At 74.1% G+C, this 21,997-nt stretch carries 19 protein-coding genes and 1 pseudogene; 8 read left to right on the top strand and 12 right to left on the bottom strand.

Annotation, left to right across the window (positions count from 1 at the left end):
* Positions 1-25: 25 nt before the first annotated feature.
* The 5 genes from IEZ06_RS14500 to IEZ06_RS14520 form a co-directional block, all read right to left on the bottom strand.
* Positions 26-775, bottom strand: a complete 750-nt coding sequence (locus IEZ06_RS14500) for an SRPBCC family protein (RefSeq protein WP_189237223.1) — start codon at positions 773-775, stop codon at positions 26-28.
* A gap of 126 nt (positions 776-901) precedes the next feature.
* A complete protein-coding gene (locus tag IEZ06_RS14505) occupies positions 902-1,984 on the bottom strand; it encodes a fatty acid desaturase family protein (protein ID WP_189237224.1) in 1,083 nt (360 codons plus the stop codon).
* Between the two features lie 137 nt (positions 1,985-2,121).
* Entirely contained in the window at positions 2,122-2,877 is a 756-nt protein-coding gene (locus IEZ06_RS14510) for a DUF2071 domain-containing protein (protein ID WP_189237225.1), read from the bottom strand.
* A gap of 354 nt (positions 2,878-3,231) precedes the next feature.
* On the bottom strand, positions 3,232-4,077 hold the full coding sequence (locus tag IEZ06_RS14515; RefSeq protein WP_189237226.1) for a hypothetical protein: 846 nt from the start codon (positions 4,075-4,077) through the stop codon (positions 3,232-3,234).
* Between the two features lie 203 nt (positions 4,078-4,280).
* Positions 4,281-4,799, bottom strand: a complete 519-nt coding sequence (locus IEZ06_RS14520; protein ID WP_189237227.1) for a hypothetical protein — start codon at positions 4,797-4,799, stop codon at positions 4,281-4,283.
* 536 nt (positions 4,800-5,335) lie between these two features.
* On the opposite strand from IEZ06_RS14520, the gene IEZ06_RS14525 reads away from it, so the two are divergent.
* The 5 genes from IEZ06_RS14525 (at position 5,336) to IEZ06_RS14545 (ending at position 10,143) form a co-directional block, all read left to right on the top strand.
* Positions 5,336-6,790 carry a cytochrome ubiquinol oxidase subunit I gene (locus tag IEZ06_RS14525; protein ID WP_189237228.1) on the top strand — a complete coding sequence of 485 codons (1,455 nt, stop codon included), beginning with the start codon at positions 5,336-5,338 and terminating at the stop codon, positions 6,788-6,790.
* Between the two features lie 10 nt (positions 6,791-6,800).
* Positions 6,801-7,736, top strand: a complete 936-nt coding sequence (gene cydB, locus IEZ06_RS14530) for a cytochrome d ubiquinol oxidase subunit II (RefSeq protein WP_189237229.1) — start codon at positions 6,801-6,803, stop codon at positions 7,734-7,736.
* Positions 7,737-7,841: 105 nt separating this feature from the next.
* Positions 7,842-8,363, top strand: a complete 522-nt coding sequence (locus IEZ06_RS14535; protein ID WP_189237230.1) for a hypothetical protein — start codon at positions 7,842-7,844, stop codon at positions 8,361-8,363.
* Positions 8,364-8,438: 75 nt separating this feature from the next.
* Positions 8,439-8,735 carry a type II toxin-antitoxin system PemK/MazF family toxin gene (locus IEZ06_RS37640; RefSeq protein WP_373293859.1) on the top strand — a complete coding sequence of 99 codons (297 nt, stop codon included), beginning with the start codon at positions 8,439-8,441 and terminating at the stop codon, positions 8,733-8,735.
* 133 nt (positions 8,736-8,868) lie between these two features.
* Complete coding sequence (locus tag IEZ06_RS14545; RefSeq protein WP_189237232.1) at positions 8,869-10,143, top strand: MFS transporter; 1,275 nt, start codon at positions 8,869-8,871, stop codon at positions 10,141-10,143.
* Between the two features lie 27 nt (positions 10,144-10,170).
* Here the strand turns inward: IEZ06_RS14545 and cutA are convergent, their stop codons facing one another.
* From cutA to IEZ06_RS14580, 7 genes and pseudogenes are all read right to left on the bottom strand, one after another.
* Positions 10,171-12,573, bottom strand: coding sequence for an aerobic carbon-monoxide dehydrogenase large subunit (gene cutA / locus IEZ06_RS14550; protein ID WP_189237233.1), 2,403 nt, complete (start codon positions 12,571-12,573; stop codon positions 10,171-10,173).
* On the bottom strand, positions 12,570-13,067 hold the full coding sequence (locus IEZ06_RS14555) for a (2Fe-2S)-binding protein (protein WP_189237234.1): 498 nt from the start codon (positions 13,065-13,067) through the stop codon (positions 12,570-12,572). Before IEZ06_RS14555 ends, cutA begins: the two co-directional genes overlap by 4 nt.
* On the bottom strand, positions 13,060-14,025 hold the full coding sequence (locus IEZ06_RS14560; RefSeq protein ID WP_189237235.1) for an FAD binding domain-containing protein: 966 nt from the start codon (positions 14,023-14,025) through the stop codon (positions 13,060-13,062). Before IEZ06_RS14560 ends, IEZ06_RS14555 begins: the two co-directional genes overlap by 8 nt.
* A gap of 5 nt (positions 14,026-14,030) precedes the next feature.
* Positions 14,031-14,258 (bottom strand): annotated as a pseudogene (locus tag IEZ06_RS36290) (solute carrier family 23 protein); the annotation flags it as partial.
* 175 nt (positions 14,259-14,433) lie between these two features.
* Positions 14,434-15,549, bottom strand: coding sequence for an RNA-guided endonuclease InsQ/TnpB family protein (locus tag IEZ06_RS14570; RefSeq protein WP_189237236.1), 1,116 nt, complete (start codon positions 15,547-15,549; stop codon positions 14,434-14,436).
* Between the two features lie 324 nt (positions 15,550-15,873).
* Complete coding sequence (locus IEZ06_RS14575) at positions 15,874-16,098, bottom strand: RNA-binding S4 domain-containing protein (RefSeq protein WP_189237237.1); 225 nt, start codon at positions 16,096-16,098, stop codon at positions 15,874-15,876.
* A gap of 154 nt (positions 16,099-16,252) precedes the next feature.
* The gene (locus IEZ06_RS14580; RefSeq protein WP_189237238.1) at positions 16,253-17,815 is read right to left on the bottom strand and encodes a PucR family transcriptional regulator; all 1,563 of its coding nucleotides are present in this window, start codon (positions 17,813-17,815) and stop codon (positions 16,253-16,255) included.
* A 127-nt stretch (positions 17,816-17,942) separates the two neighbouring features.
* On the opposite strand from IEZ06_RS14580, the gene IEZ06_RS14585 reads away from it, so the two are divergent.
* The 3 genes from IEZ06_RS14585 to IEZ06_RS14595 are packed head-to-tail and all read left to right on the top strand — an operon-like array spanning position 17,943 to position 21,803.
* Complete coding sequence (locus tag IEZ06_RS14585; protein ID WP_189237239.1) at positions 17,943-18,860, top strand: oxamate carbamoyltransferase subunit AllH family protein; 918 nt, start codon at positions 17,943-17,945, stop codon at positions 18,858-18,860.
* Positions 18,850-20,412 (top strand): AllF/FdrA family protein, encoded by a 1,563-nt coding sequence (locus IEZ06_RS14590; protein WP_229798141.1) that lies wholly within the window; start codon positions 18,850-18,852, stop codon positions 20,410-20,412. Before IEZ06_RS14585 ends, IEZ06_RS14590 begins: the two co-directional genes overlap by 11 nt.
* Positions 20,409-21,803, top strand: coding sequence for a YlbE family protein (locus tag IEZ06_RS14595; protein ID WP_189237240.1), 1,395 nt, complete (start codon positions 20,409-20,411; stop codon positions 21,801-21,803). Before IEZ06_RS14590 ends, IEZ06_RS14595 begins: the two co-directional genes overlap by 4 nt.
* Positions 21,804-21,997 lie beyond the last annotated feature (194 nt).

A 21,997-nucleotide genomic window follows, 5' to 3' on the forward strand; every position in this document is an offset into this window, starting at 1 on the left:
AAGATCTCCCGCCGCGAGGGGCCGGTCAGCCCCTGCGGCCGGTACGGCCGAGCAGCCAGCCGATCACGGCGCTGCCGAGCGCCACGCCGGCGCCCATGCCGAACGCGGTGACGACCGCCCACACGGGCACGCCCTGCCCCTGCGGCGCGGCGGGCCGCTGGAAGACCTGGACCGGCCGCCCGTCCTCCGGCGCGGTGGGACCGGGGCCCGCCGCGCCGGACGGGACCGGGGCGGCCGTGTCCGGGGACCCGGTGACGGCGAGGGCCGTGTCGGGAGCCGGGGCGGGAGCCGTATCGGAGACCGGGGCGGGAGCCGTACCGGAGGCCGGGACGGCTCCGCCGGAGACCAGGTGCCGCTCCACGGCGGCGAAGAACTCGGCCGCGGTCCGCCTGGCCACCGTGCCGAGCATGCGCTGGCCGACGCCGCCGATCATGCCGCCGACCACGGCCTCGGCGTCGTAGTCGACCCGGGTGCCGCCGTCGGCCTCGCTGAGCCGTACCTGCACGGTGGCCTCCACCGTGCCCGGTGCCCCCTGGCCCCGGGCGCGCAGCACGAAGCGGCTGGGGGCGTCGGGGTCGCGCAGGGCGACCTCGCCCTGGTAGAGGCCCCTGATCGAGGCCACCCCGGCCGTGACCGTCATCCGGTAGGTGTCCGGTCCCGTCTCCTCCAGGCGCTCGCAACCCGGGATCGTGCGCACCAGCACGGCCGGGTCCTGGAGCGCGGACCATACGCGATCTCTGTCGGCGCCGAGCACGGCGCTGCCTGCGACCTTCACCTTCAGCACCCTAGACAGTCCCCGGCCGCGGGGTTAACAGCAACATCTGCCCGGCGGCGCGCCCGCGGGTTGTCAGTCCGCCGGGGCGCCCGCGGGTCGTCACTCCGCCGAAGCGCCCGCGGTTCGTCACTCCGCCGGGGCGCCCGCCCCGACCGTGGCCTCCGGCGGGGTGACGCGGCGTCCCGCGCGCAGCGGCGCGCCCACCGCGTGCATGTGCCGCAGCGCCTGCGCGTACGAGCGCAGCAGCCCCGTCTCGAGGTACTCCACGCCCAGTTCCTCGCAGTAGGCCCGGACGATCGGCTGGGCCCGGCGCAGGTTCGGGGTCGGCATGCTGGGGAACAGGTGGTGCTCGATCTGGTAGTTGAGGCCGCCCAGGGCGTTGTCGACCAGCCAGCCGCCGCGCACGTTCCGGGAGGTGAGGACCTGGCGGCGGAGGAAGTCGAGCTCGTCCTCACCGGTCAGCATCGGCATGCCCTTGTGGTTGGGCGCGAAGGTGCAGCCGAGGTAGACGCCGAAGACGGCCTGGTGCAGGGCGAGGAAGACCAGGGCCTTGCCCACCGGGAGCACCGCGAACACCGCGCCGAGGTAGGCGGCGACGTGCACCACCAGGAGCAGCCCCTCGACCGCGCGGTTCCGCAGCGACGGGCGGCGCAGCGCCCGGAAGCTCGACACGTGCAGGTTGAGCCCTTCCAGGGTCAGCAGCGGGAAGAACAGGAACGCCTCCCAGCGGCCGATGAACCTGGCGATCCCCCTGCTGGCCCTCGCCTGCCGCTCCGACCAGATCAGCACCTCGGGGGAGACGTCGGGGTCGTGGTCCTCGTGGTTGGGGTTGGCGTGGTGGCGGGTGTGCTTGTCCATCCACCAGCCGTAGCTCATGCCGATGACGAGGTTGCCCGCCACCAGGCCGGCGACCTCGCTGGAGCGCCTGGAGCGGAAGACCTGCCGGTGGGCCAGGTCGTGGGCGACGAGCGCGATCTGGGCGAACACCACGGCGAGGAAGACCGCCACCGGGATCTGGTACCAGGAGTCGCCGATCAGGAAGAAGGCGGTCCAGCCTCCGGCGAAGAGGGCTCCGACCAGGCCGAGCCGGACGGCGTAGTAACCGGGGCGCCGCTCCAGCAGGCCCGCCTGGACGATCCGGCGCGACAGCCCGGCGTAGTCGCTTCCTCTGGTCCGGTCTCCGGTATCGGCGGTCGTGACATCGGTCATGGCTCTCCTTCGGCGTGGTGGGTGCTGGACGGGTTCACTCTCCAGGATTTCCGGACAGCCGGGATCATGAACCCCTGCCCGCACCCCGAATGATGGTCGGGCTGGCCTCACCCCTGCCGCTCCGGAGCACCCGCGTCTCAGTCCCGGGGGACGAATCGGCGGGGCGGGGTGTGGATGTCGAAGTGGATCCGCCGCTGGGCCAGGATCGAGTGGGGTTCGGAGCCGGGCGCGGTCAGGCCCAGCCGCTCGAAGACGCCGAAGCGCGCGGACTCGGCGGACGCCACGGCGAGGTGGCGCGGGCGCATGGGCGGATGCCAGATGCCGTAGGTGCCGACGCGGCCGTCCCGGCGGCGGTACCAGCCGCGGGTGGGGTGGGTGAGCGTCTCCATCCAGTGCGCCTCGCCGGTGAAGCCGTCCAGCCGGGACGGACGCCCGGGCGCCTCGGCCGCCTCGCACCGGGCGTCGTCTCCGCTCAGCCGCCAGCGTGCCGGGGCCGCCTCCCAGTCGGCGGCGATCTCGATGCGGCTGCGGTGCCACGGCATGCCCCACAGCCATCGGGGCACGACGGCCAGCGGGTGGTCCAGGCTCGTGCCGAAGAACCAGACGCCCTGCTCGCCGCCCGCCGTCACGTAGGCGCGGTAGTTGATCTGGCCGCAGTTGATCGCCGCCGGCGGGCAGAAGCGGAAGTGGAAGTCGCGGTCGCGGAAGGCCACCGCGGAGACCAGCGCCGCGCGCCCGCCGGCGAAGGCGAACTCCACCGGGGCGAAACCGCCGGGCAGCAGCCGGGCGAGCGCCTCGGCGGGCACCCGGTAGCTGACGATCGCGAAGTCGTCCAGCTCGGTCGTGGCGTGGTACCAGCGTGGACGCGGTCGCGGGGTGCCGCTGAAGGCCACCTCAGCCCTCGCCCGGGTCCGGGTGCCGGACCTCCGGCGGGAGCGCGGGAGCGTGCCGGCCGATACGGGTCTCGTGCATACCGGAGAGATCCTTAGCGGGGTGGTCGGGACGGGCCCCGCGGGCGGGGCACGACGGGAGATCACCACGTCGATGATCCACTACAGCGGAGCCTCACCTAAGATCCACGCACTCACTCCGGATGTCAACCGGCGCCGTCCGGGAGCCGAGACGCCTGCGGCGGGGCCGGCGGGGCCGGCGGGCGGACGGGAGGCGGGGAACGGGCCGGACCGCATCCGGACGCGGAGCGGCCCGCTCCCCTGCGGGAACGGGCCGCCCCTGCCTGGAGCCCGCGATCAGTTGGCGGGCCGCTCGGCGGCGTTCAGGGCGGGCACGTGGCTGCCGGCCTCACCGGGCACCCGGTCGAGGGAGTGCTCCGGCGCGTAGCCGTGGTCGCGGTCCGACGACCGGTCGAGGTTCTGCTCGGCGTCGTCCTCCAGCTCGATGCTGTTCGGCCGGTCGATGCTGTTCGGCCGGTCGATGTTGTTCGGCCGGTCGAGGCTGCTCGGCGTGTAGCCGGAGGCCGGCGCGTGGCCGGAGATGCTCGGCAGGTAGCCGGAGGAACCGGGCCGGTCGTAGCCGGGCACGTCGTCGTAGCGGTCGGAGCGGTCGTAGCCGCCGTAACCGCCCTGGTCCGAGTCGCGGAAGTAGCGCCACGAGCTGCAGTAGGTCGGCCGGCCGCCGTTCTGGCGGACCTGGCAGATCCTGATGCGGGCCCGGCTGGCGTAATCGTTGTCGTAGTCGATCGTGCGGTAGTTGTTCGTGCCGCAGTGCCGGTAGGTCCGGCCCCGGTCCCAGCCGGTGGAGCCGCCGTAACCGCCCGAACGGTACCCCTGGATCTGCGCGTAGGCGCACATGCCGCCCTGGCCGCCGGTGCGGTAGTCGCGATCGTAGAGGTAGCCCCTCACCCGGAGCCCGCCCGACACGAGGTAGGCACCGCTGCCGCCCTCGTAGTCGACCGTGCCCCGGGCATAGGCCCTGCGGTTGCTGGAGTAGTACGGACCCCACGAGTCGGCGCGGTCCGCCGCGGCCGCGGCGGGCGCTGTGGGTGCAGCGGCCTGGGCGGCGGTCGGCGCGGTGAACGCGAGCGCTCCCGCGGTGGCGGCCACGGCCAGAAGACCAGTGGTAAGTCGCTTCATCATCATCTCCCCTTCGGCCCCCGTCCCTCGTGCCGGATCACTTCTCCGGCTCCCCCGAGGACGGGGGTCGCTGGTAACGGAATGTAGTTGCAGCCCTCCCGTGTCCCTACTTATAGCCATCCGGGTCGATATTTACACCGACCTCGCTGAACAGGAAAAACGCCCGCCTCCATGAGGAGGACGGGCGTTCCCCGGAGCAGGGATGATCACTCGGACTCGGCGGTGTACGGATACTCCCAGTCACCGCAGCGGGTCGGGTGGGAGCTGCGCAGGCCGATCTGGCAGACCTGCACGCGGACGGAGTCGACGTCGTCGGCGGCGAAGTGGAACCTCTTGTAGCCGCCCGCGCCGCAGTGCCGGTAGCTCTCCCTCTCGGCCCAGCGGCCGTGGTGGTCGTCGAACCGGTGCGCCTGGACCCTGACCAGGGCGCACTTGCCGCCCTGGCGGTAGGTGCGGTGGTCGAGGTCGTAGACCTTGCCGCGCAGGTGCACCTCGTTGGAGGTCTGGCGGCGGTTCCAGTCGACGCCGATCCATCCGCCGGCCTTGGCCTTGTGGTTGCCGGAGTAGTAGGAGCCCCAGGAGTCGTCGTAGTCGTGGCCCGACGAGCCGGCCGCGGCGGACGCGGCGGCCGGCGTGGCGGCCTGCGCGGCGGCCGGGACGGCGAGCGCGAAGGCCGCGGTGGCGGCGGCGGTGGCCAGCAGGCCGGTGGTCAGTCGCTTCATCATGATCTCTCCCTGTCGCCCTCTCGGCCCGGCTCCCCGCCGGTCCCCCCTGGGCTCTCGGGTCATTGGTACGGCCAGGCGCTTGCAGGCCCCCGTACCGCCGCTTACAGCCCCCTTGCGGGCGCTTGCAGCGGGCCCGGCCGACCGGGCCCGCCCCACCCCGCGCCGGGGCGGTCCCGGTCATGTCCGCCGCCCGGCGTACCCCCGGATCACTCCCGCGGCGGACGCGCGGGCCGTCCCCCGTGACCCATGATCGAATCAGGCGCCCGAGGGGTCCGGCGGGGCGGGAGGCCCGCCGGCGAGGAGGGAGCGCGCCCGGCCGGCGGCCGGGCGCGCTCCCGGCGCCGCAGGGGGGGGAAGCCGGCGTCGCGAACCGGAGGGGGCGATCCGGCCCGGCGGGGAAGTGCGGTCCCGGCCGGGCCATGTGACGAGGATCGCAGCGGTTCGCGGCGCCTCCCCCTCCCATTGCTCTACAAGACGTAGTACTACTAAAAGTAGAACTACAGCCTGTAGAGCTGAAGTCCCGCAGGGGGAGAGGCATGGAAGCACTGGACCTGGCCCGGTGGCAGTTCGGGATCACCACCGTCTACCACTTTCTGTTCGTACCGCTGACGATCGGGCTGGGCGTCTTCGTCGCCGGCCTGCAGACCGCCTGGCACCGCACCGGCAAGGAGCACTACCTGCGGCTGACGAAGTTCTTCGGGAAGCTCTTCCTGATCAACTTCGCCATGGGCGTGGTCACCGGCATCGTGCAGGAGTTCCAGTTCGGGATGAACTGGAGCGAGTACTCGGTCTTCGTCGGCGACGTCTTCGGCGCCCCGCTGGCGCTGGAGGCGCTGCTCGCCTTCTTCCTGGAGTCGACCTTCCTCGGGCTGTGGATCTTCGGCTGGGACCGGCTGCCCAAGCGGGTGCACCTGGCCACGATCTGGGCCGCGGTCATCGGGTCCAACCTGTCGGCCTACTTCATCCTGGCCGCCAACGCCTGGATGAAGCACCCCGTCGGCTACGAGGTGGTGGACGGCAGGGCGCGGATGACGGACCTGTGGGCCGTGCTCACCAACTCCACCGCGCTCGCGCAGGTCCCGCACGTGGTGGCCGGGGCCTTCGTGGTCGCGGGCGGGTTCGTGCTGGCGGTCTGCGGCCACCGGATCCTCGCCGAGCGCAGGGCCGACCCGGACCACACGGTCCCGATGCGCCGCGGCGCCGGGGGCGCGACCGCGATGTGGCGGACCCCGGTGCGGGCCGCGCTGGTCATGACGGCGCTCGCGGGCGCGGTCGTCGCCGGGACCGGTGACGCCTCCGGCAAGCTCCTGCACGAGCAGCAGCCCATGAAGCTGGCCGCCGCCGAAGGGCTGGAGCGCGACACCGCCGGGGCGGCTTTCTCCCCCGTGCCGGGCCTCGAGGTGCCGATGCTGCTCAGCCTCCTGGCCGCGAACGACCCGGGGGCCGTCGTCCGGGGCACCGAGGACCTGCAGGCGGAGTTCGCCCGGCGGTTCGGCCCCGGCGACTACCGGCCGAACGTCCCCGTGGTCTACCTGTCCTTCCGCGTGATGATCGTCTTCGGGCTGACCGTCGTCGCCCTGTCCGTCCTGGGCCTCTGGCTGACCCGCAGGCGCCGCCGCGCTCCGGGGCCGGAGCGCGAGCTCCCCTCCTGGCTCGCCCGGACCTTCGTGCTGGCGCTCCCGCTGCCGTTCCTCGCGATGATCGCCGGCTGGCTGCTGAGCGAGATCGGCCGCCAGCCCTGGACCGTCCAGGGCGAGCTGCTCACCGCGGCGAGCGTCTCCCCCGGTGTCGGCCTGACCGAGGTGGCCGTCTCCCTGGCGGTCTTCACCCTCCTGTACGGCCTGCTCGCCGTGGCCGAGGCCGTCCTGCTCGTCCGCCACGTCAAGGCGGGTCCCGAACCGGCGCTCCCGGCGCCGCCCGCCGGACCTCCCGCCGGCGGCGCGGGCGGCCGCGACGCCGCCGCCCCGCTCCAGCCGACCCTGATGTACTGAGAGAGATCCCATGGAACTCACGACCCTCTGGTTCGCGGTCATCGCCTTCCTCTGGACGGGCTTCTTCGTCCTGGAGGGCTTCGACTTCGGCGTCGGCATGCTGGCCCCGCTGGTCTCCCGGGGCGAGGGCGAGCGCAAGCAGGCCCTCGCCACGATCGGCCCCGTCTGGGACGGCAACGAGGTCTGGCTGATCAGCGCGGTGGGCGCCATGTTCGCCGCGTTCCCCGCCTGGTACGCGGGGCTGCTCAGTGCGTTCTACCTGCCGATCGTGCTGGTCCTGGCCGGCCTGATCGTCCGCGGGGTCGGGCTGGAGTGGCGGGGCAAGGTCACCCACTCCTCCGACCGGACCTGGTGCGACCTGGGCATCGGGATCGGCAGCGCGCTGCCCGCCTTCCTGTGGGGCGCGGTCTTCGCCGCCCTGCTGCACGACGGCGCGCTCGCCGCGCTGGTCGGCGGGGTGTTCTCGCTCTCGCTCTGCCTGCTGCACGGCGCGGTCTTCCTCGCCCTCAAGACCTCCGGCCCGGTGCGCGCCCGCGCCCGCCGCGCCGCCCTGGCCGCCTCCGCGGTGGTGCTGCCCGCCGGGATCGCGGCGCTGTCCGGCATTCCCTCCACGGCCGCCGCCGAGTGGAGCGCCGACCCGTGGCCGTGGGCGTGCGCGCTGGCCGCGATGGCGGCCCTGGCCGCCGGGGCGGCGCTGACCTGGCGCGGCCGGGACGGCTGGGCGTTCACCGCCACCGCCTCGTCCATCGCGCTGACCGGCGCCGCCCTGTTCACCACGCTCTGGCCCGCCCCCCTGCCCGGACTCACCGTCGCCGAGGCCGCCTCGGGACCGTACACGCTGGGCATGCTCACCTGGATCGGCCTGATCGCGCTCCCGTTCGTGCTGGGCTACCAGGGCTGGACGTACTGGGTCTTCCGCCGCCGCCTGACCGCCGAGGCGTCCTGAGAGCGCGGCGCTGCCGCCTCTCCCGTACACTTTGCGCGGCTCCCTCCCCGACGTCTTGACGATGAGAGTCTGGGAGACACGGATTTCACGAGTGAGGTGTACGCCGTGACAGGTCCGCGTCCGAGACGCCGGGCCCTCATCGCCGTTGCCCTCGCCTCCGTCACGATGCTGGGCGCAGCGGGGATGCTGTGGTGGGTCTCGACCGAAGGTGATCGGCGACTCGACCGGCAGGTCACGGAGGCGCTGGACCGCTATGAGCTGGCCTACCGCCACAACGGCGTCCGGGCCACCCCGACGCCTCCCCCATGGAACCCGTACGACCCTCCCAGTGGCGCGCCCTCCGTCGAGAAGGCGTCCGTCCACCGCGACGACACGACGTTGACCGTCGACTTCATCGGTGGGCCGGTCGGCGAGGGCCCCTGCGGCATGACGTACGGCGCGCGGGCGGTCGAGTCCGAGCACTCGGTCCTGGTCGTCGTGGAGGGACACGCGAATCAGGCGGGAGCGGCCTGCACCTCCGAGGGGTATCCCAGGCGGGCGACCGTACGGCTGGCACGGCCATTGGACGGGCGTGCCGTTCTGGAAGCCATGCAGGGGATGCCTGTTCCCGTCACGCCCACCGAGTGATCTCCAGCGGGTCCCGGCCCGAACGGCGAGGTGCTCCTGCACGGACACCCGGCCATCGAGGCCTTCCGGACGCCGGTGGGCAGCGAACAGCGCGGCGGGCGTCCCGCCCTAGCCGTGGCCTCGGACCTGCACTGCCGCTTCCCGATCGACATGACACTCGTCGTTCCCTTGACCACCCGAGACCGCGGCCTCTCCCGCCACGTCCTCATATCCTCTCCGACCTCAGGTCTCAGACAGCGGAGCTGGGCCCGGACCGAGGACATCACGTCGATCTCGACTCACCGCCTTGTCAGCGACGGCCCCCTGGGCTGCGCCGACGAGGGTGAGATCCGCACGGCCCAACGCTGGCTCCGGCGCCTCGTCGCCGTCTGACAGGTGCACGGCCTCACGCGCGGGGCCTCCGCGGCGTACGGCATCGGAAAGTCCCTGAAGACCGGGTCTCCACGCTGGAGGTGATCGACCAGGCCGGGTTGATTCCCTACCCGGAGTCGACCACGATGCCGGGGTGAGCTCCCCCAGTCTGTTCCGGCACCGGAACTTCATGCTCCTGTTCGGCGCCGACGTGATCAGCCAGGTCGGCACCCAGATCAGCCTGCTCGCGCTCCCGCTCGTCGCGGTGGTCGCGCTCGACGCGAGCCCGTTCGAGACCGGCCTGCTGGTGGCGGCGGAGACGGCGGCGTTCCTGCTGGTGGGGCTGCCCGCCGGGGTGTGGGTGGACCGGATGCCGCGCCGCCGCATCCTGGTCGCCGCCGACGTGGCGCGGGCCGTGCTGCTGGGGTCGGTCCCGCTCGCCTGGTGGCTGGGCGTGCTGACCCTGCCCCAGCTGTACGGCGTGGCGCTCGGCACCGGCCTGGCCACCGTCTTCTTCGACATCGCCTACCAGAGCTACCTGCCCAGCCTCGTCGAGCGCGACCGGCTGGTGGACGGCAACGCCAAGCTGGAGATCGTCCGCTCGGCGGCGGGCGTCGCCGGTCCGGGCGCGGGCGGCTGGCTGATCCAGGTGCTCACCGCGCCGGTCGCGGTGCTGGCCGACGCGGTCAGCTTCCTCGGCTCCGCGCTGCTGCTGGGCCGGATCGACGCCGCCGAGCGGGTCCCGGAGCGCGCCGAGCGGCGGGGGCTGGCCAGGGAGATCGGCGAAGGGCTCCGGTACGTGGCCGGGCACCCGATCCTGCGGATGATCACCGCGGCCACCGCCACCGCGAACTTCGCCGGCGGCATCCTCACCGCCGTCTCGATGATCTTCCTGGTCCGGGTGATCGGCCTCTCCGAGGCCGGCATCGGCCTGCTGTTCTCGGTGACGGCCGCCGGCGGCCTGGCGGGCGTGGCGCTCGTGGGGCCGCTGAGCCGCCGGATCGGCTCGGCCCGGGTCATCTGGCTCTCACCACTGGTCTTCTACCCCTTCATGCTACTGGTGCCGCTGGCCGAGCCCGGCTGGAAGCTCGGGCTCTACGCGGTCGGCATGTTCATGGACTCGATCGGCATCATCGTCTACAACGTCGGCCAGGTCAGCTTCCGCCAGGCCGTCACCCCCGAGCACCTGCTCGGCAGGATGAACGCGACCATCCGGTTCACCGTGTGGGGGGTGCTCCCCCTGGGCGGCCTCGCCGGAGGCGTGCTGGGCGAGATCGCCGGCGTCCGGGCCGCGCTCTGGGTCAGCGTGGTGCTCGGGCTGCTCTCCGCCGTGCCGCTGCTGCTCTCCCCGCTCCGCCGGATGCGCGACCTGCCCGCCGCAGAGCCGGCCGCCGAGCCCGCCGGCGACCCGGCGGACCGGCCGGCGTAGCCGTACCCGTCCCGGAGGGCCCGCGTGTCAGGGCGCCGGGAGGTCTCCGGCCGCCCGGCGCAGGTCGAACAGCTCCGACGGCGAGATCGGCATCTTCGTGATCGGGATGCCCTCGGCGTCCTCGACCGCCGAGGCGATCACCGCCGAGACCGGGATGACCCCGGCCTCCCCCGCCCCCTTGATGCCGAGCGGGTTGAGCGGCGACGGGGTCTGCAGGTGCGCGGTCTCCACGTGCGGGACCTCGGTGGCGTACGGCATCAAAAAGTCCATGAAGGAGGCGTTGAGCAGCTGGCCGTGCTCGTCGTAGACCATCCGCTCGTACAGCGCGCCGCCGACGCCCTGGGCGACGCCGCCGTGGATCTGCCCCTCGACGATCATCGGGTTGACGAGGTTGCCGCAGTCGTGGACCACGGCGTAGCGCAGGATGCGGATCTCGGCGGTCAGCGGGTCGGTCTCCACGATCGCCGCGTGCATGCCGGAGGCGAAGGTCGAGCGGATCGGCGAGTAGTAGCCGCGTCCCTCCAGGCCGGGCTCCTCGCCCTCGGCGACCGGCGGCCGGTCCGGCGGCGAGGCGCCCGCGAACTGCGTGGCGCGGGCCGCCTCGTCGTCGAAGGCGTAGCGCAGCGGGTTGGCCAGCACCGCCACGGTGGCCAGCGGGACCGAGGCGCCCGGCACCCCGGCGACGTGCACCAGCCCGTCGGTGATCTCCAGGTCGCCCGGGTCGGCCTCCAGCGCGTCGGCGGCGATCCGCAGCGCCTTCTCGCGGACCTTCCGGCAGGCCAGCGCGATGGCGTTGCCGCTCATCACCGCGGCCCGGGAGGCGAAGGTGCCGACCGCGTAGCCGAACCGGCGGGTGTCGCCGGTGACCACCGAGACCCGCTCCAGCGGCACGCCCAGCTCGGTCGCGGCGATCTGCGCGAAGACGGTCTCGTGGCCCTGGCCCTGCGAGGTCAGCCCGGTGGAGACGTGCACCCGGCCGTCGGAGGTGATCTGCACGTGGCCGCCCTCGTACGGCCCGACGCCGGTGCCCTCGACGTAGCAGCCGATGCCGATGCCCAGCCGCCGCCCCTCGGCCGCGGCCCGCTCCTTGTCCGCGGCGAAGGAGTCCCAGCCGATCAGCTCCTTGAGCAGGCGCAGCGACTCGGGGTAGTCGCCGCTGTCGTAGATCAGCGGCCGGCCGTCCTGGAAGGTCAGGCCCTGGTCGTAGGGGAACTCGTCGGGCTGGATGAGGTTGGCCGCGCGCACCACCGTACGGTCGAGGCCGAGGTGGGTGGCGATGCGGTCCATCGTCCGCTCCATGCAGAAGACCGCCTGCGGGCGGCCCGCCCCCCGGTACGGCGTGACCTGCACGGTGGTGGTGTAGACCGAGGAGAACTCGACCCGGTAGGCCCCCAGCCTGTACGGCCCCGGCAGCTGGGTCGAGGTGATGATCGGCACGATGACCCCGTACGGCGTGTAGGCGCCGTGGTCGTGCAGGATCGTCACGTCCAGGCCGAGGACGCGGCCGTCGTCGTCGAAGCCGACCCGGACGGAGTGCACCTGGGCCCGCTCGTGCGCGGAGGAGGTGAAGTGCTCGCGGCGGTCCTCGGCCCACTTGACCTCCTGTCCGAGCAGCATCGCCGCCCAGGGGACGAGGACCTCCTCCGGCCAGGGGTGCATGATCTTGACGCCGAACCCGCCGCCCACGTCGGGCGCGATCACCTCGACCTTGGGCAGCGGCAGGCCGAGCTTGGCGGCCAGGGCCATCCGCACGCTGGTGGAGGTCTGGGTGCTGGAGTAGACCCGCAGGGACGCGTCGTCGGCGTCCCAGCGGGCGTAGACCCCCCGGCCCTCCAGCGGCATGGACGCGCTGCGCTCGATGTCGAGGCGGAACTCCAGCCGGTGCGGCGCGGCCGCGATCACCTCCGCCGCCTCGCGCCCGTCCGCGGCGGGCACCGACTGCACCAGGTGCGCGCCGACGTTGCCGGGCACGTCGTCGTGGACGAGCCGCTCCCCCCGTACGGCCTCCTCCACCCCGACCACCGCGGGCAGCGGGTCGTAGTCGACGCGGATCAGCGCGCAGGCGTCCTCGGCGAGGTAGCGGTCGCGGGCGACGACCATGACGACGGGCTCGCCGACGTGCCGGACCCGGTCGCGGGCCAGCGGGCGGGCGGTGCGGCCGTGGGTGAGCGCCGGGTGCGGGATGAGCAGCGGGAGCGGCTGGGCCAGCCGCTCCGGGAGGTCCTCCCAGGTGTAGATCGCCACCAGCCCGTCCACGTCGAGCGCGTCCGACACGTCGATGTCCCGGACGACGGCGTGCGCGTGCGGGGAGCGGACGAACGCCGCGGCCAGCGCGCCCGCGCCCAGGTCGTCCAGGTAGCGGCCCCGCCCGGTGAGCAGCCGCGGGTCCTCGCGCCGCTGGACGGCCTCGCCGAAGAGCCTCGTGGTCATGCCTCCTCCACCCGCTCCTCCGCCATGATCTCGGCCGCGCGGTGCACGGCCTTGACGATGTTCTGGTAGCCCGTGCACCGGCACAGGTTGCCGGAGACGCCCTCCAGCACCTCCTCCTCGGTCGGCGCGGGGTTGTCGCGCAGCAGCGCGGTCACCGTGCACAGGAACCCCGGGGTGCAGAACCCGCACTGCAGGCCGTGGCACTCGGCGAACGCCCGCTGCACCGGCGACATGCGCGCCCCGTCGGCGAGTCCCTCGACGGTGGTGATCTCGTGCCCGTCGGCGGTGACCGCGAACATCAGGCAGGAGCGGACCGGCTCGCCGTCCATCAGGACCGTGCAGCACCCGCACACCCCGTGCTCGCAGCCGACGTGCGTGCCGGTCAGCCCCAGGTCGTGCCGGAGGCAGTCCGACAGCAGCCGCCGCCCCGGCACCCGGGTCCGCCGGACCACGCCGTTGACGGTCAGCGCGATCTCGTGCTCCGCCTCACCCATGCGAACCCTCCTGCTCCGCGGTCCCGGCGGCGTGCTCCCCGGCACGTCCCGCGGCGTTTCCCCCGGCGCCCTCCACGGCGTCCCCCACGGCGTTCTCCACGGCCGTCCGGGCGGCCTCCCGGAGCGCCCGCGCGGCCAGGACCCCGGTCAGGTGCCGCCGGTAGTCCGCGGTCGCGTGGATGTCGTCCTCCGGCTCGATCCGCTCCCGCACGGCCCGCGCCGCCGCCTCCCAGTCGGCCGCGCCGGCCGGTGCGGCCCCGCACGCGGCGGTGACGTCGACGACCACCGGGACGGGCCCGGCGCTCACACAGGCCGCCTTCGCGGCGGCGACCCGCCCGTCGCCGTCCAGCCGGACCAGGGCCGCGACCCCGGCCAGGGCGTAGTCGCCGTGCCTGCGCGACACCTCCCGGAAGGCGGTGCCCGAGCGTGCGGGCAGCGCGGGGAAGAACGCGGAGACGGCCAGCTCGCCCGGGCGGAGCGCCGACTCCAGCGGGCCGGTGAAGAACTCCCCGGCCGCCACGTCCCGCATGCCCCCGCGCCGCGCGAGCCGTACCGAGCCGCCGAGCAGCGCCAGTACGGCCGGCAGCTCGGCGGCCGGGTCGGCGTGCACGAGGCTGCCGACCGCGGTGCCGCGGTTGCGGATCACCGGGTGGGCGACCAGCCGGAGCGCCTGGCGCAGCAGCGGCTGGACGGCGGCGGCCCCGGCGGAGCGCTCCACCTGCGCGTGCCGGGCCAGCGCCCCGACCCGGACCCCGTCCGGGCCGGCCTCGACCACGGCCAGCTCGTCGAGCCGGTTGACGTCGACCAGGTGCGCGGGGGCGGCCAGCCGCATGTTCATCAGCGGGATCAGGCTCTGGCCCCCGGCGAGCACCTTGCCCTGCTCTCCGGTTCCGGCCAGGACGTCGAGCGCCTCGCCGAGGGTGCGGGGGGCGTGGTAGTCGAAGGGGGGTGGCTTCACCCGGCGGCTCCTCCCGCCACGAACGAGGCGCTGGTCCCCAGGTAGCCGGGCACCTTGCCCTGCACGATGAGCAGGAACAGGATCGTCGCGACCCCGGAGAACATGATGGCGACGTTCGGGTCCAGCCCCATGACCAGGATGAAGACGAACGTCGCGCCGAACATCGCGATGACGTACTGGGCCCCGAACCCGACCGTGCGCGGCCAAGACAGCCGCTCGTCCGGCCTAACGATCTCCCCGGGCGCGAGCGTCTTTCCGTCTCCGTGTTTCGTCCAACCTGCAACCTTGGCATCCTCCCGGGCCTGGAGGCCCGGGACTCCTTCCCTCGCGGGTCGGTGTTCCTGTTTCATCGGGCCGCGCCTCCCCGGAGAACTCCGGGACCGGTCTTACCAGCCCTCCGCAGGCGTTTCACCTCTCCGCCAGCCCGGCGGCGAGGATGTTCTTCGCGGCGTTGACGTCCCGGTCGTGGACGGTGCCGCACCGCGGGCACGTCCAGGACCGGACGTTCAGCGGCATGGCGCCGTTGACATGGCCGCATCCCGGCGTGGAACACAGCTTGGAGGAGGGGAACCAGCGGTCGACGACCAGCAGTTCCCGTCCGTACCAGGCGGTCTTGTACTCCAGCATCGTCCGCAGTTCTCGCCAGGAGGCGTCGGAGACGGCGCGGGCCAGCGAATGGTTCTTGACCATGTTGCGGACGGTCAGGTCCTCCACGGCGATCACTTGGTTCTCGCGAACAAGCCGTGTGGTGAGTTTGTGCAGGAAGTCGCGGCGACGGTCGGTGATCCGGGCGTGGACGCGGGCCGCCTTGAGCCGGGCCTTGACCCGGTTGGCCGAGCCTTTCGCCTTGCGGGCGAGGGTGCGCTGCGCCCTGGCCAGGCGCTTGCGGTCGGCCCGCTCGTGCTTCGGATTGGTGATCTTCTCGCCGGTCGACAGCGTGAGCAGGGAGGTTATCCCGGCGTCCACCCCCACCGCCTGCTCTACGGGGTCGAGCGGGCGGATCGTCTCCTCCACCAGCAGGGAGACGAACCAGCGCCCGGCCGCGTCCCGGGAGACCGTCACCGTGGACGGCTCCGCGCCCTCCGGAAGCGGACGCGACCAGACGATGTCCAAAGGCGCGTCCATCTTCGCCAGTTTCAGCGCGCCGTCCCGAAACGAGAAGGCGTTGTTCTGAAACGTCGCTGAGGCCCGGGACTTCTTGCGGGACTTGAACCGGGGGTAGCGGGCGCGCTTGGCGAAGAAGCTGTTGAACGCCACCTGCTGAGCGCGAAGCACCTGCTGCAAGGGGACGTTCGAAACGTCCTTCAGGAACTCCAGGCCGGGCTCCTGCTTCCAGGCGGTGAGCCATTTGGCTGTTTCCACATACGAGGTGGAGACGCCCTCGTCCTTGTAGCGGCGGGTGCGTTCGGCCAGCGCCCTGTTCCAGACCAGCCGCACGCATCCGAACGTCCGCGTCAGCAGTGCGGCCTGCTCGGGGGTCGGATGGAAGCGGTACCTGTAGGCGCGCTTCACGATCCGGGACACGGCTGACAGGATAAAGCATGATCGTGTTAAACATGCGGGTCCGCGCCGGCCTTACCGGGCCCCGAAGGACCGGGTTTGCGGCCTTCAACTTTCTGATCAAGCCCACCTTTCCCGGGCCGTCGGTCGGTGGCCGCCCCGCAGGCGCTCCCTCCGGCGGATCCTCACTGCCGTTGCGGGCACACTAGGCCCGTCGGCACGGCCGTGCATCAGCATGATCTGCCAAATCTGGTCCGCTGACCAGGGGAGCCCTCGCGCAGCGCCGACGGAGACGCGCGGTGAGCGGGCCGTCGCGGCCACGGGCGACGGCGGTACGGTGGAGCCTCCTCAGGCGGTTCCGGAGGCGACGACGTGGATCTCGAAGCCGTCGCCGGTGACGACCTGGCCCGCGCGGATCTTGCAGGTCTTGCGGGTCTCGACCTCGCCGTCGACCATCACGTTCCCGAGGGAGATGAGGTACTTGGCCTGACCGCCGGTGTCGGTCACGGCGCAGTACTTCAGCAGGTCGCACAGGGGGATGTAGTCGGTCTCCAGCTCAAAGGTCTCGTTCACGGCCACAGCATAGGGCCGGGCGGCGGAAGGGGCCCGCGGACGGCGCGGCGGCCGCCCTCGAAGCGGACGCCCGGACACCGCACGGACACCGCCTGGGACGGGCACGGGACGGGCACAGGACCGGCGCAGTCCTGCGTCCCCGCCCGGACACCGGTCAGATGCCGCGCATGCGCAGCACGTGCAGCGCCAGGGTCAGGTTGAGCCGCAGGTGGGCGTCCTCGGTGAAGTTGCCGAGCAGCCGCTCCAGCTTGCCGATCCGGTAGCGCAGCGTGTTGTAGTGGAAGTGCAGCCGCCGCGCCGTCTCGGCGACGTTGAGGTTGGTCTCCAGCAGCACCTGGAGCGTCCGGCGCAGGTCGGCGTTCTCGGGGTCGTCGTCGGCGGCCAGCGGGCCGAGGGTCTCGCGGACGAAGGCGTGCAGCTCGGCGGTGTCGCCGACCAGTGAGAGCAGCCGGTAGACCCCGAGCTGGTCGAAGTGGGCGACCGCGCCGGGACCGTGCAGCTGGCGGCCGACCCGGGTGGCCTTCAGCGCCTGGGCGTACGCCTCGGGGAGGGCCTCCGCGCCGGAGGCCGTACGGCTGGCGCCGGTGGAGAAGGTGGCGGGCGGCCCGTCGGCGAAGGCGGCCGCGGCGTCCCTGGCCAGGCGGACGGGGTCCACGGCGGCGTCCACGACCGCGACGACCTCGTGGGAGAACCCGGCCACCGCCCCGCGCGGGTCGTGGCGGCGCAGCGCGGCGACCCAGCAGGCGACCAGGCGGTCCTGGACGAGCCGCTCGTCCCCCTCGGGGTCGAGCTCGGCCACCAGCACCGTGACCGGGCGCCGCAGGTCCCAGCCGAAGGCCCTGGCCCGGGAGGCGACCCGGTCGGAACCGCCCGCCCGGCCGGTCAGCACGTCGCGCAGGAAGTCGGCGCGGTACTTGCTCTCGACGGCGTTGACCGCCTCCTGGCGGGTGATGACGAGGGCGGCGACGGTGGCGGCGCGCTCCAGGATGCCGACGTCGCTCTCGCCCACCTGCCCGGCGGGGCCGCACGCGACGATCCGGCCGTGGTGGTGCCCTCCCGCCACGACGGGCACGACCGTGCGGCGGCCCTCGGGCGCGGTGCGCAGTGCGGCCAGGCAGTCGGCCGGCCCCGCCGACGCCAGCATCTGCCCGGCTCCGTCGAGCACGGCCACCGCCACGTCCAGCAGCCCGGCCACCTCGGCGGCCACCTCGCGCAGCCCGCCCCCGGCCAGCACGACCGCGACCAGCGCCCGGTGCGCCTCCTCGGCGCGGGCCAGCACGGCGGCCTGCCGGTTGAGGATGTCGGTGAGGACCTGGTTGAGGATGTCGTCGAAGCCGACGTCGTCGGGGAGCAGGATCAGCGGGAAGTCCAGCCGGTCGGCCTGCTCGGCCATCTCGCCGGGCAGCTCGTCCAGGTAGCGGCCGAGCTTGATGGCGAGTGCGGCCAGGCCCCGCTCGTCCAGGTCGGCCACGAGCCGGTCGAGCGACTGCGGGGTGTTGCGCAGCGGGTAGCCGGTGGTGAGCAGCAGTTCGTGGGGCTTGACCCAGGCGAGGATGTCCGGGACCTCCATCACGTTGAGCCGCTGCACGACCCGGTCCAGCCCTCCGGCGCCCGCGATCAGGCGGGCGCCGGCCAGCGTCGAGACGCCCAGGACCTCCCCCACCGAGACGCCGTGGATGATCGTGCCGGTGCTGGCCAGGCGTACAGGGGGCTCCATGTGGCGATTGTGACCGATAGGACCGTCTGTCAGGAAGAGCCAACCTTTGAGCGGACTGTTGGCAGCTTTCTCCGTACGGGGCGATCGGGCTCCGCTCTAGCGTCGGGCTCATGGATGGGGAGGTCCGATGACCGTTGGAACGCGCCCGGGGGCGCGGCGGATCCCGGCGCGGACGTACGCGACCGGCGCGGCCAGCACGGCGCTGCGGCCGCTGCTGGAGTCGCCCCGCCGCCCGGCGCGGGTGCTGGCGGCGTTTCCCGCCGGGGTCTACCTGGAGGTGCGCACCGAGCTCGAACCGCACGTGATCGCGGTGGTCACCGGGGACGCCGTCCGGCTGCCCAACGCGATGGTCGTCACCGACCCCGTGCCGCGCGTCGCGGTGGGCGGCGAGGCCTGGGTGGGGGACGGCTCGATCGAGCTCGGACGGCTCAGCCTGCGGGTCCGCCGCTGGTGGGACCCCGCTCCGCCGCTCGGCCCGGCCGACCCGCTGCGGCTGGCGCGCGCGCTGCCCCTGCTGGCCGAACTGTGCGACGCCTCCCCCCGGCGTCCGGGGCTGGAGGGCGGCGGAGCCGCGGAGCTGCTGGCCGACGGCTGCGCGGAGGGCTCGCTGCTGCGCAGCCTCACCGCCGCCGAGCAGCTCGTCGGGCTGGGCCCCGGCCTCACCCCGAGCGGTGACGACATGCTCGCCGGGCTGCTGGTGGCGCTGCGCCACCTGGGTGCGGCCGCCGGGGTGGAGCGGGCGGTCTGGCTGGCCGGCTGGCTGGCCGCCGCGGTCACGTTCGACGCCCGCGGCAGGACCACGCCCATCTCGGCGACGCTGCTGCACTGCGCGGCCCGGGGCCAGGCCAGCGGCGAGGTGCTGGCCGTCCTGCGTGCGCTGACCGGACGGCAGCCGCTGCAGCCCGCGCTGGGCCGGCTGCTCGGGCTCGGCCACACCTCCGGCGCGGACCTGGCGTGGGGGCTGCGCATCGGGCTGGCCGCCGTCCTCTGCCTCTCAGACCGCGCGGGCCGGTCGATCTCGAAGGTGGGAGCGGGTGGAAGCTGAACGGCCGGGCACCGATCTGGTGCGGGTGCGTACCGGGGTCTACCACGATTCGGTGAGCCTGATGCGGGTCAGCCGGGCCGCGGCCGCCCTGCCCGGGGTGGAGGTCGCGGTGGTGGCCATGGCCACCGGGCTCAACCTCGGCATCGCCGCCGAGCTGGGCTTCGAGCTCCCCGCCGCCGGGCCCGCCGACCTGCTGGTGGCGGTGCGGGCCGCCGACGGGGACGCGGCCGAGCGGGCCGCCGCCGAGGTCGACGGGCTCCTGGCGGCCCTCGCCGCCCGGACCGGGGGCGCGGCCGGGGCCGAGGAGCCGGCGCGCACCGTGCGCGCCGCCGTCCGGGCCGCGGGCGGGGCCGCAGGCGGGGCCGCGACGCTGGCGCTGGTCTCCGTTCCGGGGCCGTACGCGTTCGCCGAGGCGATGGACGCGGTCGAGGCCGGGCTGTCGGTGATGGTCTTCAGCGACAACGTCCCCGTGGAGCAGGAGGTGCTGCTCAAGCGGCGGGCCGCCGAGCGCGGCGTGCTGGTCATGGGACCCGACTGCGGCACCGCCGTGGTCGGCGGGACGGGCCTCGGGTTCGCCAACGTGCTCCGGCCGGGGCCGGTCGGGATCGTGGCCGCCTCGGGGACCGGCGCGCAGCAGGTGGCGTGCCTGCTGGACCTGGCGGGCGTGGGGGTGAGCCACGTGCTCGGCGTCGGCGGGCGCGACCTGTCGGCGGAGGTGGGCGGCCTGTCCACGCTCCGCGCCCTGGAGGCGCTCGACGCCGACCCCGCGACCGAGCTGATCGTCCTGGTCTCCAAGCCCCCGGACGCGGAGGTGGCGGACGCCGTCCGGAAGGCGGCCGGCAGGCTCGCCACCCCGGTGGCGACCGCGTTCCCCGGCCGGTCGTCCGGTCGCGGGCCGGACGACCTGACCTCGGCCACCGAGGACGTGCTGCGGGCACTGGGGGTGAAGGTCCCCGAGTGGCCGTCCTGGCCCGCCGCCGGGCCGCACGCACCCGGAGCGGGCGACGCCGCGCGCTCCGGGCCGGTCCCGGACGGCGGGGCGGCCGGGACCCCGGCCCGCCCGGTCCCGGACGGCGGGGCGAGCGGGGCCTCGGCGGGCGCGGCGGACGGCGGCGCGGCGGACGGGCGGGCGCGGGCGCTGCACGGGATCTACTCGGGCGGCACGCTCTGCACGGAGGCGGCGCTGGTCGCCGGGACCGGCGGCTTCACCGACTACGGCGACGACGCCTACACCCGGGGCCGCGCCCACCCGATGATCGATCCGGCGCTCCGACTGGAGGCCCTGGCCGCGGTGCCCTCCGGCGACGCGGTCCTGCTCGACGTGGTGCTCGGCCACGGCGCCGACCCCGATCCCGCCGGGCGGCTCGCGCCCGCCGTCGCCGCCGCCGTCGCGCGCGGCGTGTCCGTGACCGTCGCGCTGGTCGGCTCCGAGGGCGACCCGCAGGGGCTGGCCGCCCAGGCCGGGGCGCTGTGCGCGGCGGGAGCGGACGTGTTCGCCTCCAACGCCCTCGCCGCCCGCCACGCGGCCCGCCTGACCGGAGGTGCCCGATGAGCCTGCCGATGCTCTCCGGCGAGCCGCACGTGATCACGGCCGGAGCCGCGGTGCTCGGGGAGGCGCTGGACGCGCAGGCCGTACCGCGCACGGCGGTGGACTGGCGGCCGCCGCTGTCCGGCACCGAGGACGACCTGGTCCGGGTGCTGGCCGATCCGCGCAGGGCCGCCGCCAACGCCCGGGCGGTGGGCAGGCTGACGTCCGCGCGGCCCCTGCTGGCCGGGGTCCGGCCGGCCGGCGAGGCACTGGACCTGCCGCCGGGCACGTTCCTGCACGCCGGTCCGCCGATCGGATGGGAGCGCGCCTCGGGGCCGATGCGCGGCGCGCTGATCGGGGCGGTGCTGCTGGAGGGGCTGGCCGGCGACGCCGGGGAGGCGGAGGAGCTGCTGGCCGCCGGGCGGGTGCGGCTGGAACCCTGCCACCACCACCGCGCGGTGGGCCCGATGGCCGGGGTGGTGAGCCCGTCGATGTGGATGTTCGAGGTGCGCGACGCCGAGCACGGCGGCACCGCCTACTGCTCGCTCAACGAGGGGCTCGGCAGGGTGCTGCGCTACGGCGCCTACGGCCCCGAGGTGATCGGGCGGCTGCGCTGGATGGGTGAGGTGCTCGGCCCTGCGCTGGCCGCGGCCCTGGAGCTGACCGGGCCGCTGGACCTGCGGTCGCTGATCGCGCAGGCCCTGCAGATGGGCGACGAGCTGCACAACCGCAACCGGGCCGCGACCTCGCTGCTGGTCCGCGAGCTGGCGCCCGCGCTGGTGGAGGCCGCCGGCGGCCGCGCGGCCGAGGTGCTGCGCTTCGCGGGCGGCAACGACCACTTCTTCCTCAACGCGGGCATGGCCGCCTGCAAGGTGAGCGCCGACGCGGCCAGGGACGTGCCCGGCTCGACGCTGGTCGTCGCGATGGCCCGCAACGGCACCGACTTCGGCGTGCAGGTCTCCGGGCTCGGCGACCGCTGGTTCACCGGCCCGGCGGGCGTGCCGGACGGGCTCTACCTCGGCGCGTACGGCCCGGCGGACGCCAACCCCGACATCGGTGACTCCACGATCACCGAGACGGCAGGGCTGGGCGGCTTCGCGATGGCGGCGGCCCCGGCGATCGTCAGGTTCGTCGGCGGCGACGTGGCGGAGGCGGCGGCGGCCACCCGGTCGATGTACGAGATCACCCTCGCCGAGCACCCGGCCTACCAGATCCCCGGCTTGGGGTTCCGGGGCACACCGGTCGGCGTGGACGTGACGCTGGTGGCCCGGACCGGCCTGCTGCCGACGGTCAACACCGGCATCGCGGGCCGGGTGGCGGGCACCGGCCAGGTCGGCGCGGGCCTGGTGAACCCTCCCGCCTCGGCCTTCACCGCGGCGCTGGCGGCCCTTGCGCGGGAGGCGCCGATCCGATAAGCCGCCGTTCCCGTTGACCCGCCGGTTCCCCGGCGAGGGTTCCGCCGCGCCCGGCCGCCCCCGCGCCCCGCCATTCCGGAGCGGGTCCGAGATCGGTTCGGGCCCGGTTCACGGCGGATTCAAGGCCGGTCCGCGGCTGGTCGACGGGCCGGTCACGTCTCGGACCGGCCTTGCTCGACAAATGCCGCGAAGAC

Source organism: Planomonospora antibiotica (genome assembly GCF_014647955.1).
Classification (GTDB): Bacteria; Actinomycetota; Actinomycetes; order Streptosporangiales; family Streptosporangiaceae; genus Planomonospora; species Planomonospora parontospora.